At 72.5% G+C, this 16,630-nt stretch carries 13 protein-coding genes; 12 read left to right on the forward strand and 1 reads right to left on the reverse strand.

Translation table 11 applies throughout. The features are described from left to right. Positions 1 to 18: 18 nt before the first annotated feature. Positions 19 to 1,251, reverse strand: a complete 1,233-nt coding sequence (locus O7602_RS10160) for a cellulose binding domain-containing protein (RefSeq protein WP_281588171.1) — start codon at positions 1,249 to 1,251, stop codon at positions 19 to 21. 386 nt (positions 1,252 to 1,637) lie between these two features. Between O7602_RS10160 and O7602_RS10165 the strand changes: the two genes are divergently transcribed. Genes O7602_RS10165 through O7602_RS10220 form a run of 12 tightly spaced genes read left to right on the forward strand, consistent with a single transcriptional unit; the run spans position 1,638 to position 16,626 of the window. Beyond that, positions 1,638 to 3,293 (forward strand): ABC transporter substrate-binding protein, encoded by a 1,656-nt coding sequence (locus tag O7602_RS10165; protein ID WP_281588173.1) that lies wholly within the window; start codon positions 1,638 to 1,640, stop codon positions 3,291 to 3,293. 15 nt (positions 3,294 to 3,308) lie between these two features. After that, positions 3,309 to 4,319: an ABC transporter permease gene (locus O7602_RS10170; protein WP_281588174.1), complete on the forward strand. Its 1,011-nt coding sequence runs from the start codon at positions 3,309 to 3,311 to the stop codon at positions 4,317 to 4,319. Then, positions 4,319 to 5,203 (forward strand): ABC transporter permease, encoded by an 885-nt coding sequence (locus O7602_RS10175; RefSeq protein ID WP_281588175.1) that lies wholly within the window; start codon positions 4,319 to 4,321, stop codon positions 5,201 to 5,203. The genes O7602_RS10170 and O7602_RS10175 overlap by 1 nt, the downstream gene beginning before the upstream one ends. Positions 5,204 to 5,205: 2 nt before the next feature. Beyond that, complete coding sequence (locus O7602_RS10180) at positions 5,206 to 7,236, forward strand: ABC transporter ATP-binding protein (protein WP_281590237.1); 2,031 nt, start codon at positions 5,206 to 5,208, stop codon at positions 7,234 to 7,236. After that, the gene (locus tag O7602_RS10185) at positions 7,233 to 9,284 is read left to right on the forward strand and encodes a hydantoinase/oxoprolinase family protein (protein ID WP_281588176.1); all 2,052 of its coding nucleotides are present in this window, start codon (positions 7,233 to 7,235) and stop codon (positions 9,282 to 9,284) included. The genes O7602_RS10180 and O7602_RS10185 overlap by 4 nt, the downstream gene beginning before the upstream one ends. Then, positions 9,281 to 10,969 (forward strand): hydantoinase B/oxoprolinase family protein, encoded by a 1,689-nt coding sequence (locus O7602_RS10190; protein WP_281588177.1) that lies wholly within the window; start codon positions 9,281 to 9,283, stop codon positions 10,967 to 10,969. Before O7602_RS10185 ends, O7602_RS10190 begins: the two co-directional genes overlap by 4 nt. Continuing rightward, positions 10,962 to 12,632 (forward strand): hydantoinase B/oxoprolinase family protein, encoded by a 1,671-nt coding sequence (locus O7602_RS10195; RefSeq protein WP_281588178.1) that lies wholly within the window; start codon positions 10,962 to 10,964, stop codon positions 12,630 to 12,632. Before O7602_RS10190 ends, O7602_RS10195 begins: the two co-directional genes overlap by 8 nt. Beyond that, positions 12,629 to 13,894 carry an amidohydrolase family protein gene (locus tag O7602_RS10200; protein ID WP_281588179.1) on the forward strand — a complete coding sequence of 422 codons (1,266 nt, stop codon included), beginning with the start codon at positions 12,629 to 12,631 and terminating at the stop codon, positions 13,892 to 13,894. Before O7602_RS10195 ends, O7602_RS10200 begins: the two co-directional genes overlap by 4 nt. After that, complete coding sequence (locus O7602_RS10205) at positions 13,891 to 14,304, forward strand: nuclear transport factor 2 family protein (protein ID WP_281588180.1); 414 nt, start codon at positions 13,891 to 13,893, stop codon at positions 14,302 to 14,304. Before O7602_RS10200 ends, O7602_RS10205 begins: the two co-directional genes overlap by 4 nt. Further along, positions 14,301 to 15,305, forward strand: coding sequence for a zinc-binding dehydrogenase (locus O7602_RS10210; protein ID WP_281588181.1), 1,005 nt, complete (start codon positions 14,301 to 14,303; stop codon positions 15,303 to 15,305). Before O7602_RS10205 ends, O7602_RS10210 begins: the two co-directional genes overlap by 4 nt. Beyond that, positions 15,302 to 15,631, forward strand: coding sequence for a TIGR04076 family protein (locus O7602_RS10215; protein ID WP_281588182.1), 330 nt, complete (start codon positions 15,302 to 15,304; stop codon positions 15,629 to 15,631). The genes O7602_RS10210 and O7602_RS10215 overlap by 4 nt, the downstream gene beginning before the upstream one ends. Then, the gene (locus O7602_RS10220) at positions 15,628 to 16,626 is read left to right on the forward strand and encodes an LLM class flavin-dependent oxidoreductase (protein WP_281588183.1); all 999 of its coding nucleotides are present in this window, start codon (positions 15,628 to 15,630) and stop codon (positions 16,624 to 16,626) included. The genes O7602_RS10215 and O7602_RS10220 overlap by 4 nt, the downstream gene beginning before the upstream one ends. The last annotated feature ends 4 nt before the right edge of the window (positions 16,627 to 16,630 follow it).

Below are 16,630 nucleotides of genomic sequence, written 5' to 3' on the forward strand. Positions count from 1 at the left end.
GGTCGGTGTCGCCGGGCGTCAGCTTCCGACGCAGGTGGCGGTGGTTCCGCTGCCGTTTCCGGTGCCCTGGAACCCGAAGCTGGTGGACTGGCCGGCGGCCAGTCGTCCGTTGTAGCTCTGGTTCGTGACGGTGACCGTCCCGCTGGCGCCGTTGGCGACGCCGTTCCACATCGAGGTGATCGACGCTCCGCCGGGCAGGTTGAGCGTCACCCGCCAGCCGGTTAGCGCGGCGGCGCCGGCGGTGACGGTGACGTTCGCGACGAATCCGCCGTTCCACTGGTCCTGGACGGCGTAGACCGCGGCGCAGCTCCCACCGCCGGGCGGGGGAGTGGTGGGCGGGGGAGTGGTCGGCGGGGCGGTGGTGGGCGGGGCGGTGGTCGGCGGCGGGCTGGTGGGCGGCGGGTCGTCGTCGAGCGTCAGGTTCTTCTGTTGCACGGTCCACTGGGTGTGGCACAGACCGCAGTCGGAGCCGACGAAGGTGCGCCCGGCGGTGGTGTCGCCCTTGAGGCGCCACTTGAGGTAGAGCACGGCCACCCGGCCGAACTCGCCGCCGTTGGGCTGGTCGTAGGTGCCGCCGTGCCCGACGTTGAGGTTGCCCATGAACGCGGGCAGTCCGGCCGGCAGCTTGCCCCAGTCGTCCATCCCGTTCGGGTAGGCGATGTCGCTGGGCCCGCCCATGAAGTAGGCGATCGGCTTGGTCAGTCTCCGGAGCTGGTAGTCGTCGGCGTCGTTCAGCAGCCCGCTGCTGAAGATGCCGGTCGTGGTGACCCGCGGATCGGCGGAGACGGCGTACGCCTCCAGCCCGCCGCAGGAGAAGCCCGCAACCGCGATCTTGGACGTGTCGAGCCGGTTGTAGTACTTGCTGCCCGCCCGGGAGTTCTCCGCGACCGCCCAGTCGATGGACTGGGTGAGCATCTGGGAGGTGGTGGAGCCGGATCCGTTCGGCGCGCCGTTGGCGATGGCGAGGAAGCCGTGGGAGGCGATCTCGCGGAGGAAGTTGCCCTGGGAGAGTCCGTTCGCCGAACAACCGCCGTTGCCCCACACGAGGATGGGAAGGCGTTCGGACGGGAGCGTCTGGGGCCGGAAGATGGTGTGGTTGGCCAGGGTGGTCGAGGTCTCGTAGTCGGCGGGATAGGGGCCGGATCCGCCGACCGCGGCGTCGGCCGGCGTCCCGCCGAGCGCCATGACCGCGGCGGTGACCGGAAGGACGGCGGCCGCCAGCCCCGCCCAGATCTTCGATGTCCGTCTCATGCGCCCTCCCGCAGGTGTGTCGCCACGGCGCTGCCCGCGGGGCCGGTGGCGGTCGGCCGTTCGCGCCTCGACCGACGTGGGTCGCCCACATGCGCGCCGGCGGGAACGGGATGCGGCCACTATCACCGCGATAGTGAAGAGTGTCAATATTTTGTCCGGCTGGCGGGACTCGCGCGCCGTGGGGCGGTGGCTGGTAACGATTGTGTGAACTTTGGTGAACACCGGCCGCATGAGTTATCCCGCAGTTCGAGCGCGTTGAGGTGTCGATTCGGTGGACGTCTCGGTGAACGCCGTTCACCCTCTTGTTCACTGCTGCTAAATCCGGTAGAACACCAGGAAGGTCCGCAGCTCGGGCCGTCTGCCTCGTGCTTCCGGGAGGACTACTCATGGCTCGTTCACCTCGTCCGGGCGCCTCCTCGCCCGCGCTCTCCCGCCGCGGCGTCCTGCAGTTGGGTGGCGGCGTCGCGCTCCTGCTCGCCACCGGCGCCTGCGCCGCGGACAGCGGCGACAAGTCCGACGACGGCAAGCCCGGCGGCGCCGCCGCCAAGACGCTGCGCATCGCCGTCTCCAGCTACCTGTCGAGCTGGGACCAGGACTTCGTCGGCTTCGACCTGACCGCGCTGATGCTCTACAAGAACGTCTTCCCCTACCTGATCGACTACGGGGTCACCGACGCCGGCGGCAGCAAGATCCTCGACACCCAGAACATCATCCCGACGTTCGCCGAGTCGTTCGAGCCCGACGCCGAGCAGAAGGTCTGGACGCTCAAGCTGCGTCGCGGCGTGAAGTTCGCCAGCGGCAACGAGATGAAGGCCGCCGACGTGAAGTGGTCGAAGGACCGCGCGTTCGCCGCCCAGGCCAACGTCGCCGGCATCTACCGCACGATCGGGCTGACCGAGGCCGACCAGGTCAAGGTCGTCGACGACTACACGGTCGAGTTCCACCAGGCGTTCCCCAGCGCCCTCACCCGGCAGATCCAGGCGATCTCGCTGTACGTCTTCGACTCCGTCGAGGCCAAGAAGCGCGCCGGCGCCAGCGACCCCTGGGCCAAGGAGTGGTTCGCGAAGAACCCGCCCACCGGCGGCTACTTCAACGTCGCGAAGGCCACCCAGGGCCAGGAGATCGAACTCAGCGCGAACACCGGCTACCCGGGCCCGGACCCGGCCAAGACGTCGACCATCCGGATCTCGGTCGTGCCGGCCGCGTCCAACCAGCGGCTCCAGTTGCAGGCCGGCGACATCGACATCGCGCTCGGCATCAGCCAGCGCGACATCCAGGACCTCAAGAAGGCGGCCGGCATCAAGGTCATCTCGGCGGCCAGCAACCGCCAGGTCGCCATCCAGATGTCGGTCACCGCCGCGCCGTTCAACAACGTGAACGTGCGCAAGGCGCTCGCCTACGCGGTGCCGTACGAGCAGATCATCACCAACGTGTACGGCGGCGACGCCCGCGCGGCCAAGAGCCCGGTGCCGCTGGACATGCCCGGGTACGACGAGGTCGGCTACCCGTTCACCCACGACCTGGACAAGGCGAAGGCCGCCATGGCCGCCGCCGGTCAGGCGTCGCTCGACTCCGAGCTGGTCTTCGAGGCAGACAACGAGGAGCAGCAGAAGATCGCCGTCCAGGTGCAGGGCGAGGCGGCGAAGGCGGGCATCCGGCTCAAGCTGACCCCGCTCGACCCGGCCACGCTCGGCGAGCGGCGGACGAAGAAGAACATCCCGCTGCAACTCACCTCCGGGCAGCTCTGGGTGGACGACGTCGAATACATGCTCGCCACGAGCTTCGTCAAGGGCGCCAACCTCAACTACTCCAACTACAGCAACCCGGAGATCGAGCAGATCTACGAGAAGTCGCACACCACCGTCGAGACGGGCGCCCGCAACGCGCTGTGGAAGCGGGTCCAGGAGATCCTCGCCGCCGACGTGCCGTGGGTGGTGATCTGCCAGCCCAACTTCAACCTGCCCGTCCGGGAGTCCGTCGCCGGCTGGGTGCAGCCGATGGATGGTCTCGCCCGCCTGCGCTACCTGAGCGCATCGGCCTAGGAACGTCACCCACCCATGCGAATCTTCCGGTTTGTCGTCAGGCGGCTACTCCAGCTGATCCCCGTTCTGCTCGGCGTGGTCGTCCTGGCGTTCCTCCTGGTCCGGGTGCTGCCCGGCGACCCGGTCCGCAGCATCCTCGGGCAGAACGCCACCGAGGAGGACGCCGCCGCGGCCCGCGCCCGCTTCGGGCTGGACCAGTCCCTGTGGCAGCAGTTCCTGGACTACCTCCGGGGACTGCTCACCGGTGACTTCGGCACCTCGATCCAGAGCGGCGGCTCGGTGGGTTCGGAGATGGCGCTGCGGGTGGGGCCGACCCTGGAACTCGTCGTCATCTCGGTGACCATCGCGCTCGTGGTGGCCACCGTGCTGGGGATCTGGTCGGCGAAGCGGGCCAACCGGGTCGGCGACCACAGCGTCCGGATGTTCGCCCTGGCCGGCAACTCCGTCCCGGAGTTCTGGCTCGGCCTGGTGCTGGTGCTCGTCGGTTACAGCGTCCTCGGCTGGTTCCCGGCACCGAGCGGGCGGGTCGACCCGGACACCGGCCTCACCCCGCTCACCGGGGCGGATCTGGTCGACGCCGTACTCACCGCCAACGGGCCGGCGATCGCCTCCGCCGCGGCGTACCTGGTGCTGCCGGTGCTCACCCTCGTCGTCGGTGTGGTCGCGCCGTTGCTGCGCAGCGTCCGCGCCTCCGCGCTGGAGGTGCTGCACTCCGAGTCGTACACCGCGGCGAAGGCGCACGGGCTGCGCGACCGGACGCTGCACCGCGGCTACCTGCTGCGGGCGACGCTGGTCCGGCTGCCGTCGCTCGCGGCGTTGGTCTTCGGCACGGCGATCGGCTCCACCGTGCTCGTCGAGTACGTGTTCTCGTGGCAGGGCTTCGGCCAGTGGGCCCTGCGCGGCCTGCTCTACCGGGACTACCCGGTGGTGCAGGCGTCGGTGCTGGTCATCGCGTTGTGCTACGTGCTGGTGTTCCTCGTCGCCGACGTGGTCCACGCGATCCTCGATCCGAGAGTGAGGCTCTGATGGCCGAGTCGCGCACCGTCGCGGACGGCGCCGCAGCCGCGCCGACGGTCGTCGCCGGCGGTGAGCGGGACAGCCGGTTCGCCCGCCGCATGATCATCGTCGGGGCGACCATCCTCGCGGTGGTCGCGGTGGTGGCGGTGTTCGCGCCGCTGCTCAGCACCTGGGGCGAGACCGAGATCGACCCGGCGAACACCCTGGTCGCCCCGGGCGGCGGCCACCTGCTCGGCACCGACGGCAACGGCATGGACGTCTGGAGCCGGATGCTCTACGCCGCCCGGCTCGACCTGGGCATCGCGCTGGCCGCGGTCGCGCTCGCGGTGGTGGTGGGCACCCTGCTCGGCCTGGTCGCCGGCTACGTCGGCGGCTGGCTCGACGACGTGCTGATGCGGGTGGTCGACATCTTCCAGTCGTTCCCGACGTTCATCCTGGCGCTGGCGGTGGCCGCCCTGCTCGGCAACGGCACGATCAACCTGATCATCACGATCGCGGCGGTGAACGCGCCGGCGTACGCCCGGCTGGTCCGCGCCGAGGTGCGGTCGCTGCGGGAACTGCCGTTCGTGGACGCCGCGATCACCTCCGGGGCGTCACCGGTGGGTGTGCTCTGGCGGCACCTGCTGCCCAACAGCCTCACCCCGGTGCGGGTGATCGCGCCACTGAACTGCGGCTGGGCGATGCTCACCCTGGCCGGGCTCTCCTTCCTCGGCCTGGGCGTGAACATCCCCGAGGCGGAGTGGGGCGCGATGATCAGCCTGGGCGCCGCGGACGTGGTCGGCGGCCGGTGGTGGACCTCGGTCCCACCCGGCCTGGCCCTGTTCGTCTGCGTCCTCGGGTTCAGCCTGCTCGGCGAAGGCCTGCAGGACCGCGCCAACGCGAAGCGGCGGTGACCATGCTGTCGATCGAGAACCTCTCCGTGACCATCCGGCGACCCGGCCGGCAGGTCGCCGCGCTCAGCGGCGTGACCTTCGCCGTACGCCCCGGCGAGGTCGTCGGCCTGGTCGGCGAGAGCGGCGGCGGCAAGAGCATGGTGGCCCGTGCCGTCGTGGGGCTGCTGCCCGGCGGCTCGCACGCCACCGGCCGGGTGCTCGTCGGCGACGCGGACGTGCTGCGCATGGACGACGCCGCGCTCGCCGCCCACCGCGGGCGGGGGGCGGCGATCTGCTTCCAGAACCCGCGCGGCGCGCTCAGCCCCACCCGCACCGTAGGCAAGCAGCTCGTCGACCGGCTCGCCACCCACCAGGAGATGTCCGGCGACCGGGCCCGGGAGGCGGCGCGCGAGCTGTTCGAGTCGGTCGGCATTCGCAGCGCGCGGCGGCGGCTCGACGCGTACGCCCACGAGCTGTCCGGCGGCATGGCCCAGCGGGTGATGATCTCGCTGGCCACCGGCTGCGCCCCGGACCTGCTGATCGCCGACGAGCCGACCACCGGCCTGGACGTGACGTTGACCCGGGAGATCCTGCGCCAGTTCCGGCAGGCGGCGGACGCCGACGGCCGGGGCGTGCTGCTGATCTCCCACGACCTCGCCTCGATCGCCGAGGTCTGCGACCGGGTAGTGGTCCTCTACGCCGGCACGGTGGTGGAGAGCGGACCGGCCGCGCAGGTGCTGCGGGAGCCCGCGCACCCGTACACCCGGGCCCTGCTGCGCTCGGTGCCGGACGTCGGCGGGCGACCGGTCGTCGCCACGCCCGGCGCCATGCCCCTGCTGACCCGGCCGCCGGAGAACTGCCCGTTCGTCGCCCGCTGCGCGCACGCCGACGGCACCTGCTCGGCCGAGCGTCCGGCCACCCGGCCGCTCGCCGGCGCCGCCGGCGACTGGTCGCTCGCGTGCTTCCACCCGCAGACCCGACCGCTCGACGCGGACCAGCCGTCGGGGTCGGTCCCGCCGCCGGCCGGCGGGGCGCCGGCCGGGCCGGACCCCAAGCCCGCCGTGCTGGAGATCGAGGACGCGCACGTGGTCTACCGCAGCCGGTTCGGCTCCGGCGGGCACCACGCGCTGCGCGGCGTCACGCTGCGGCTCGGCCCGGGCGAGACGCTCGGCGTGGTGGGCGAGAGCGGCTGCGGCAAGAGCACGCTCGCGAAGCTCGTCATGGGCCTGGTCGCGCCCACATCCGGCACGGTCACCGTCGCCGGGCAGGCCCTGGTCAAGCAACCCGGCCGGTCCCGGCCACGCGGCCGGGCGTTGCGCCGGGCGCGGACCCGGGCCCAACTCGTGTTCCAGGACCCGATCGGCTCGCTGAGCCCGCGCCGTACCGTCGGCGACTCCATCGCCGAGCCGCTGCGCGCCGCGGGCCTGTCCCCGGCGGAGCGCACCGCGCGCGTCGCCGCCGTGCTGGACCGGATGGAACTGGACCGCGCAATTCTCCAGCGGTATCCGCACGAGCTGTCCGGCGGCCAGGCCCAGCGGATCGGCATCGCCCGGGCCCTGGTCGGCGAGCCGGACCTGATCGTCTTCGACGAGCCGACCTCGGCCCTGGACGTCACCGTCCAGGCGCAGATCCTCGACGTGATCGCCGACGTGGCCGCCGACGCGGACCGCGCCTCGGTGTTCATCTCCCACGACCTGGCGACCGTGCGGGGATTCGCCGACCGCGTCGTGGTGCTCTACCTCGGCCGGGTCGTCGAGGAGGGGCCGGTGGACGTCGTCTTCGACACGCCCCGGCACCCGTACACCCGGGCGCTGCTGACCAGCGCCCCCCGGCTCGCCGGGACGGCCGGCGACGGCGGGGCCGTGGAACTGGTCAAGGACCTGGAGGAAGCCGACGCCGCCACCGGGTGCCCGCTCGCGGCCCGGTGCCCGTTCGTCACCGACAGGTGCCGATCGGAGCGGCAGGAGCTTCAGTCGTACGGCGAGAGCCGGGCCGCCTGCTGGCGCGTACCCGAGCTTCCCGCCCTCATCGGAAGGCAGGCCCTCACGCCATGACCCGTCGCCCCATCCGGCTCGCCGTCGACATCGGCGGGACGTTCGTGGACGCCATGGAACTCGACACGCGCACCAACCGGGTCCGCTTCCGCAAGGCGGCGACGACCCCGGCCCGGCCCGCGGACGGCGTGCTCGCCGCGATCACCGCGCTCGGCACCGACCTGTCCGAGGTGGAGCTGTTCATCCACGGCACCACGCTCGGGCTCAACGCGGTGCTGGAACGCCGGGGCGGTCGCACCGGCATCATCACCAACGAGGGTTTCCGGGACATCTTCCTGATCGGTCGCGGCAACGTGCCGTCCGAGCACATGTACGACTTCCAGTACCAGCGGCCGGAGAGCCTGGTGCGGCGTCGCTTCACCGCCGGCGTGCGGGGCCGGCTCGACCACCGGGGCCAGGAGGTGGAGCCGCTGGACCCGGAGAGCGTCCGGGCCGCCGCCCGCACGCTCGTGGTGGACCAGCAGGTCACCTCGATCGCCATCTGCTTCCTGCACTCGTTCCTCGACCCGAGCCACGAGCGGGCGGCGGCGCGTCTCATCCACGAGGAGTTCCCCGAGGTCAGCCTGTCGCTGTCGACGGACATCGTGCGCGAGTACCGGGAGTACGAGCGGACCAGCACCACCGTGCTGGAGGCGTACATCCGGCCGATCTTCGAGCGGTACGTGGACGAGCTGGAGGCCGGGCTGGCCGGGCGCGGCTTCGCCGGACGCTTCCTGATCATGCGCTCCGGCGGTGGCTCGATGACGAGCGCGGTGGCCAAGACCGCACCCACCCACACCGTGCTCTCCGGCCCGGCCGGCGGCATCGTCGGCGCCGCCTACGTCGCCTCCGAGCTGGGCCGGGACAACGTGCTCACGTTCGACATCGGCGGCACCTCGCTCGACGCCTGCGTGATCGAGCGCGGCAGCCCGGTGGCCGCGTACGAGGCGCAGTTGGAGCACTTCCCGCTGCTCATCCCCACCTACGACATCCGGACCATCGGCGCGGGCGGCGGCTCGATCGCCTGGCTCGACCACGGGCTGCTCAAGGTCGGCCCGCAGAGCGCTGGCGCGGACCCCGGTCCGGTCTGCTACGGCCGTGGCGGCACGAAGCCGACAGTCACCGACGCGGCGGTGGTGCTCGGCTACGTCGACCCGGAGCGGTTCCTCGCCGGCACCATGGGGCTGCGGGACGCCGAGGCGCGCGCCGCCATCGCCGAGCAGCTCGCCGAGCCGCTCGGCCTGAGCGTGGAGAACGCGGCGGCAGGCGTGTTCGACGTGCTGCTGGCCCGCACCGTCGGCGCGGTCCGGCAGATCACCGTCGAGCGGGGCCACGACCCCCGGCGGTTCGCGTTGCTCGCGTTCGGCGGCGCCGGGCCGCTGCTGGCCCCGCTGCTGGCCCGGGAGATGGGCATCGGCGAGGTGATCGTGCCGTTCGCGCCGTCCGGCTTCTCCGCGTGGGGCATGCTCTCCGCCGACATCGTCAACGACTTCAGCCGTACCGTGATGGCCACCCTCGACGACGCGGACCTGGCGGAGCTGGAGCAGCTGTTCAAGGCGGTCGAGGCCGAGGCGGTGGCGTCGCTCGGGGCGCAGGGCGTGCCGGCCGGCGAGGCGGTGCTGGAGCGGCAGTTCGAGCTGCGCTACCTCGGCCAGGAACACAGCCTGATGGTCACCGTCGGGCGCGAGCTGGACCGCGACGCGGTCCGCGCCGCGTTCGACGAGACGCACCGCACCCGGTACGGCCACACCATGGGCAACCCGTTGCAGATCCTCAACCTGCGGGTACGCGGCATCGGCCGCACCGACCGGCCCGAGTTGCCGACCCGCCCGCGCGGGGACGGCGACCCGTCGCAGGCGCTGCTGACCCACCGGGACGCCTACGACTTCGGGCGGCACGCGGTGGTGCCGTTCGCGGTCTACGACCGGGCCGGCCTGGAGCCGGGCGACACCTTCGGCGGGCCGGCGCTGATCGACGAGGGCACCTCCACCACGGTGGTGCCCAGCGGCCAGCGGGTCACCGTCGACGACCACGGTTACCTGCTCGTCACCCTGGAGGAGGCCGCATGACCACCCTGGACGGAGCCCAGGTCGAGGTCGTCCGCAGCTATCTGCTGTCGGCGGCCGAGGAGATGCGGGCCACCCTCATCCGGACCTCGTTCAACCCGGTCATCTACGAGGTGCACGACTTCGGCCTGTCGATGTACGACGCCGACCTGCGGCTGGTCGCCGAGGCCACCGGGCTGACGTTCTTCCTCGGCGCGAACGACTTCTCGCTGCGCAAGGGCGTGGAGTACGTGGGCCGGGAGAACCTGCACCGGGGCGACGTGGTGCTGCTCAACTACCCGTACTGGAACGCGGCGCACGCGTACGACGCGACGCTGTTCGCCCCGGTGTTCCGGCCCGACCCGGCGCACCCGGACGCGGACGGCGACCTGGTCGGCTTCCTCTGCGTGCGCGCGCACTGGATGGACCTGGGCGCCAAGGATCCCGGCTACGTGCTCGACTCGACCGACATGCACCAGGAGGGGCTGATCTTCCCGGGCACCAAGGTCGTCTCCCGGGGTCGGCCGGTGCGGGAGATCCAGGAGCTGATCCGGTTCAACTCGCGGATGCCCGACGCGGTGCTCGGTGACCTGCACGCGCAGATCGCCGCGCTGCGTACCGGCGAGCGCCGGATGTTGGAGATCGTCGAGAAGTTCGGCCGGGACAGCGTCGACCAGGCGATCGACCGCATCATCGCCGACGGGGAGAGCCGGGCCCGCGCGGCGCTGGCGACCCTGCCGCAGGGCACCTGGACCGCCGAGGACTGGGTGGACGACGACGGCATCACCGACGACCCGGTGAAGATGCGCGTCACCGTGACCATCGCCGACGGGCGCTTCGTGGTCGACTTCGCCGGCTCGGCCGCCGCCACCCGCGGGCCGATCAACATGCCGTTCGGCGCGACCGAGGCGATCTGCAAGGTGGTGCTGAAGTCGCTCACCTCGCGCGACGAGCCGTCGAACGCCGGCACGGTCGCGCCGCTGGAGGTGCGGGCCGAGCCGGGCAGCCTGTTCCACGCCGTCTACCCGCAGCCCACGTTCACGCTGTGGACCGGCATCGTCGCGGTGGAGCTGATCCTCAAGGCGTTGGCGCAGGGCATGCCGGACCTGCTGCCCGCCTCCTCCGGCGGCGACGTGCCCGGGTTCATGATGGTCGGCCTGCACCCGGACACCGGGCAGATGTTCGCGGTCAGCAACAACGACCTGGTGGGCTGGGGTGGCACCGCGCGGCACGACGGGATGGACGCCGCCACCCACGTCTCCGGCAGCACCGGCCGGGGCACCCCGATCGAGGTGATGGAGGCCAAGACGGGGATGTTCTTCGAGCGCTGGGAGATCCGCACCGACTCCGGCGGCGCGGGCCGGTTCCGGGGCGGGTGCGGGCTGCGGCGGGACATCCGGTTCGTGACGCCTGGCGAGTTCCTCACGGTGATCAAAAAGACGAAGAGCGCGCCGTGGGCGCTGGCCGGCGGCGCGCAGCCGGAGCCGAACCAGGTGGTGGTGTTCCCGGGCACCGACCGCGAACACCGGGTGAGCACCAAGCGCACCACGGTCGCGGTGGGGGACCGGGTGACGTTGCTGACCGCCGGTGGCGGTGGGCACGGCGACGTGCGCAGCCGCGACCCGGAGGCGGTACGGCGGGACGTGGCCGAGGGCTACGTCTCGCCGGAGGCGGCCCGGGACGTGTACGGGGTGGACGTCGATGGGTGAGCCGACGGTCGACGGGGCGACCGTCGAGGTCGTCCGCAGCCACCTGGTCTCGGCGGCCGAGGAGATGCGCGCCGCGCTGGTGCGCACCGCGTTCAACCCGGTCATCTACGAGGTGTACGACTTCGGCATCTCCGTCTACGACCGGCACCTGCGGCTGGTCGCGGAGTCGACCGGGTTGTCCCGTTTCCTCGGCGCCAACGACTACTCGCTGCGCCGGGGCGTGGAGTACGTGGGCCGGGAGAACCTGCACCGGGGCGACGTGGTGCTGCTCAACTACCCGTACTGGAACGCGGCGCACACCTACGACGCGACCATGTTCGCGCCGGTCGTGCTGCCCGGCAGCGAGGAGCTGATCGGCTTCCTCTGCATCCGCGCGCACTGGATGGACCTGGGCGCCAAGGATCCCGGTTACGTGCTCGACTCCACCGACATGCACCAGGAGGGGATCGTCTTCCCCGGCACGAAGGTGTACGCCCGGGGCGAGCCGGTGCCCGAGATCCACGAGCTGATCCGGTTCAACTCGCGGATGCCGGCCCTCGTCATCGGCGACCTCAACGCGCAGATCGCCGCGCTGCGCACCGGTGAGCGGCGGATCACCGAGCTGTACCGCGACTACGGCCCGGCCGTGGTGGACGCGGTGGTCGACCGGGTGATCGACGTCGCCGCCGAACGCGCCACCGAGGCGGTGGCCGCGCTGCCGCAGGGCACCTGGACCGCCGAGGACTGGCTCGACGACGACGGCGTCTCCGACGACCCGATCCGGATGCGGGTCACCGTCACCGTCGCCGACGGCGAGTTCACCGTGGACTTCGCCGGCTCGTCGCCGGCGGTGCCCGGGCCGGTGAACCTGCCGCTGGGCGCCACCATCGCCACCTGCCGGGTCGCGTTCAAGGGCGTCACCACGCCGCACGAGCAGACGAACGCCGGGCACTTCGCGCCGCTGCGGGTACGCGCCGAACCCGGCTCGCTGTTCCACGCGGAATATCCGGCCGCCACGTTCACCCAGTGGACCGGCACGGTCGCGGTGGAGCTGATCCTCAAGGCGCTGGCGCAGGGCATGCCGGACCTGCTGCCCGCCTCCTCCGGCGGCGACGTGCCCGGGTTCATGATGGTCGGCCGGCACCCGGACACCGGGCAGATGTTCGCGGTCAGCAACAACGACCCGGTCGGGTGGGGCGGCACGCCCGGGCACGACGGGATCGGACCGGCGAACCACCTGTGTCAGACCCAGGCGCGCAACACGCCCGTCGAGGTGCTGGAGGCGAAGACGGGGATGTTCTTCGAGCGGGTGGAGATCCGCACCGACTCCGGTGGCGCCGGCCGGTTCCGGGGTGGTTGCGGCCTGCGGCGGGACATCCGGTTCGTGACGCCGGGCGAGTTCCTGATGGTGATCAAGAAGACGAAGAGCGCGCCGTGGGCGCTGGCCGGCGGCGCGCAGCCGGAGCCGAACCAGGTGATCGTCTTCCCCGGTACGGACCGGGAGCACCGGGTGAGCACCAAACGGACGCCGGTGGCGGTGGGGGACCGGGTGACGGTGCTGACCGCCGGTGGCGGCGGGCACGGCGACCCGGGGTCGAGGGATCCGGAGGCGGTACGGCGGGACGTGGCCGAGGGCTACGTCTCCCCGCGGGCCGCCCGAGACGTCTATGGAGTGATCGCGTGAGTGCCGCCTATTCTCCCGAACCGTCGAGCCTGCTGCTCGGCAACTGCACCGTGCTCGACGCCCGCGTGGTGACCGGCATGGGGCCCGTGACCGGGGCCGGGGTGTGGGTCCGCGGCGACCGGATCGCCGCCGTCGGGCCGTACGCCGAGGTGGCCGCCGAGGCGCGGACCGCCGGCCGGCTGACCGAGGTGGACCTCGACGGCGCGTACCTGACGCCCGGCCTGGTCAACATGCACACCCACTTCTCGTTGTCGCTGCCCGGCGCGGGCGGCGACAACGTCAAGGGGATGGGTCCGTACGACCTGGCCCACTACATGGCCGACGGGGCGCGGCGCACGCTGCACTCCGGCGTGACCACGGTGCGTTGCGTGGCGGAGAAGGACCACGCCGACTTCGCGTTGCGACGGGCGATCACCGCCGGCCGCACCCCGGGCCCGCGTATCCACACCGCCGGCCGGGCGCTCGTCTGCACCGGCGGGCACGGCCACGAGAGCAACGACACGCTTGAGTGCGACGGCCCGGTGGGGTTCCGCCAGGGTGTCCGCAGTCAGATCAAGGCCGGCGCCGACCTGATCAAGGTGATGATCTCGGGTGGCATCGCCGGCGAGCACGAGAGCATCCATACGCCGCAGCTCTTCGCCGACGAGATGACCGCGGTGATCGAGACCGCGCACGCGTGGGGCCGCAAGGTGACCGCGCACGCCGGGCCGGCCGAGGTGATCGGCGCAGCGGTGGAGCTGGGGCTGGACTGCGTGGAGCACGGCTACCAGCTCACCCCGCAGGTCGCGGCGCGGATGGCCGAGCGGGGCACCGCGCTCGTACCGACGCTGCTGGTGACCCGCTGCAAGGAGTTCTTCGACGAGCTGGGCGTGCCGGAGTGGATGCAGTGCCGTTCGCTCGGCGCCGGCCCCCGCCACCTGGAGAGCTTCGACCTGGCCGTCGCCGCCGGGGTGGAGGTGCTGCTCGGCAGCGACATGCCCCCGTTCTGGCAGTTCGAGGGCACCACCGCCTCGATCCGGGAGCTGGAGTTCATGGCCGAGCGGATCGGCGCCGCCCGGGCGCTGCACGCCGGCACGCTCGGCCCGATCCGGTGGCTCGGCGCGGAGTCCGACCTCGGCACGGTCGAGGCCGGCAAGCTGGCCGACCTGATCGCGACGGACGCCGACCCGCTTGCCGACACCTCGGCGTTCCGCGACGTGCGGTGGGTGATGAAGGGCGGGCAGATCGCCCGCGACGACCGCAACCAGGAGGAGACGCGATGACGTTCGCGGAGGCGGGCGCGGCGGAGATCGCCGCCGGCATCGATGACATGTACGCCGCGTTCCTCGCCGGGGACCGGGAGCGGTTCGACGCGCACCTGCATCCCGAGGTGACCACCTGGGAGACGCACCTGCCGGGGCCGCTGCGGACCCGAGCCGAACTGGACGACTACCGCGCGCGGCGGGACGCCGCGGGTCAGCGGCCCCGGCTGGCGGTGCTCGCCGCGCGGGACAAGCGCATCGACGTCTGGGGCGAATCCGGCGTCGCCAGGTACGTGCTGGTCTCGCAGCTCGGGCCGGACGACGAGCCGGAGCTGACCCGGGTCACCGACGTGGTGCGCCGGATCGACGGCCGCTGGGTGATCGTGCACCACCACGCCGAGCTGGTGCGGGACCCGGTGGGTGCGGCATGATCCGCCGACTGGTCGCGCGGCGCACCGGCGAGCCGGCGGACGTGCTGTCGGTCGCCGACCTGCCCGACGACCCGCCGCCCGGCCCCGGCGAGGTGCGGCTCGCCGTGCGGACGGTGGGCCTGAACTTCCTCGACGTGATGCTGTGCCGGGGTGAGTATCCGGTGCGGCCGGACCCGCCGATGACGCCAGGCGTGGAGGTGGCCGGGCGGGTCGTCGCCGCCGGCGCCGGGGCCGAGCACCTGCTGGGCCAGGAGGTGCTGGCGTGCCCGGCGCTGCCGCGCGGCGCGCTCGGCACCACGGTCACGGTGGACGCCGCCGTGGTGGTGCCGCGACCGTCCACCGTCGACCCGGTGACCGCGGCGGCGCTGCCGGTCACCTACCAGACGGCGTGGTTCGCGCTGGAACGAGCCGGCGTCACCGCCGGGCAGAGCGTCCTGGTGCACGCCGGCGCGGGCGGTGTCGGCATCGCCGCCACCCAGCTCGCGGTCGCGCGCGGCGCCCGGGTCCTCGCCACCGCCGGCGGTCCGGCCAAGACGGCGATCTGCCGCGACCACGGCGCCGAGGTGGCGATCGACTACACGGCCGGGGAGTTCGTGGCCGCCGTGCGGGAGGCCACCGCCGGCCGGGGCGTGGACGTCGTGGTGGACCCGGTGGGCGGCGACGTGTTCGCCCGTTCCTGGGACTGCCTCGCCTTCGAGGGTCGCCTCGTCGCGGTCGGCGCGGCCGGCGGCGCGCCGCCGGCCGTCGATCCGCTGCGGCTGATGGCGGCGAACGCGACGCTCGTCGGCCTCTCCTGGGGGTCGCAGTATCCGTGGCAGCGGCCGTCCGCGGTCGAGTCCGCCTACCAGGAGTTGTTCGACATGTGCGCCTCCGGCGCGGTCCGGCCGCCGGTCAGCCGCGTGGTGTCGCTGGACGAGGCGCCCGCGGCGCTCACCGAACTGGCCGAACGCCGGACCACCGGCAAGATCATCGTGCGGATCGACGAAGGGGAGGGGCCGTGAGCGACAACGCGGACGGCGACATGGAGATCTACGACCTGCGGGTGACAGTCGACCGGATCGAGGGCCGGTCGGTGTGCGGCATGGCCGTCGGCGACCACTTCGACCTGACCAACAGCGCCCACCTGCGGATCCCCGAGGGAAAGCACTTCTGCGTGTACGCGCTCGCGTCGGTGCTGCCCTTCCTCGCCGCGAAGCAGCGGGACCTGGCGCCGGGGGACTGGCTGGACCAGGATTCCCACTTCATCTGCCCCGACCCGGAGGAGCGGCTGGTCATGAAGGTGGAACGGACGTGCCGGCGACGAATGGACTCGGCGGAGCTGACGTGACCGTCGAGATCGGACTCGGCCTGCAGAGCGACAAGCCCGCCGGCGCCTACGCCCGGCTGGCCCGCGCCGCCGAGTCGCACGGCTTCGACGTGCTCACCGTTTTCGGCGACCTGATGTACCAGCCGCCGATCTTCCCGCTGCTGGAGATGGCCCAGGCCACCGACCGGGTACGCCTCGGCACGGCCTGCCTGAACCCGTACTCGATGGCCCCGTACGAGATCGCCGGTCAGCTCGCCGCCCTGGACCTGGCCTCGCACGGGCGGGCCTACCTGGGGCTGGCCCGGGGGACCTGGCTCGGTGCGGTCGGCCTGCCGCAGCCGCGACCGCTTACCACGATCGAGGAGGCCGTCGAGGTCGTCCGCCGCCTGCTGCGCGGCGACCGGAGCGGCTTCGACGGCCGGGTCTTCTCGCTGGCGGCCGGCACCGCCCTGCGCTACGCCGTGCACCGGCCCGACCCGCCGCTGCTGCTCGGCGCGTGGGGCCCGCAGGGCGCGGCCCTGGCCGGCCGGATCGCCGACGAGATCAAGGTGGGCGGCAGCGCCAACCCCGACATGGTGCCGGTGATCCGCGAGCGGCTCCGGGCCGGCGCGGAGAAGGTCGGGCGGGACGTCGCCGACGTCGGCATCGTGCTCGGCGCGGTGACCGTGGTCGACACCGACGGCGAGGCGGCCCGGGCGAAGGCTCGCACCGAGGTGGCGATGTACCTGGCGGTCGTGGCGGAGCTGGACCCGACCGTGGCGCTCCCCGACGACCTGGTGAAGCGGGTCGGCGACCTGGTCGACGCGGGCGAGCACGCGGCGGCCGGCCGGTCGATCCCGGACGACGTGCTGGACCGGTTCGCCTTCTCCGGCACCCCGGAACAGGTGGCCGCGCAGGCACAGGCGCTCATCGACGCCGGCGTCCGCCGGGTCGAGTTCGGCACGCCGCACGGACTGACCGACGAGCGCGGGGTGGACCTGCTCGGCTCCGCCGTCCTGCCCCTGCTGCGCAGGTGAGCCC

The organism is Micromonospora sp. WMMD1128 (assembly GCF_027497235.1).
Classification (GTDB): Bacteria; Actinomycetota; Actinomycetes; order Mycobacteriales; family Micromonosporaceae; genus Micromonospora.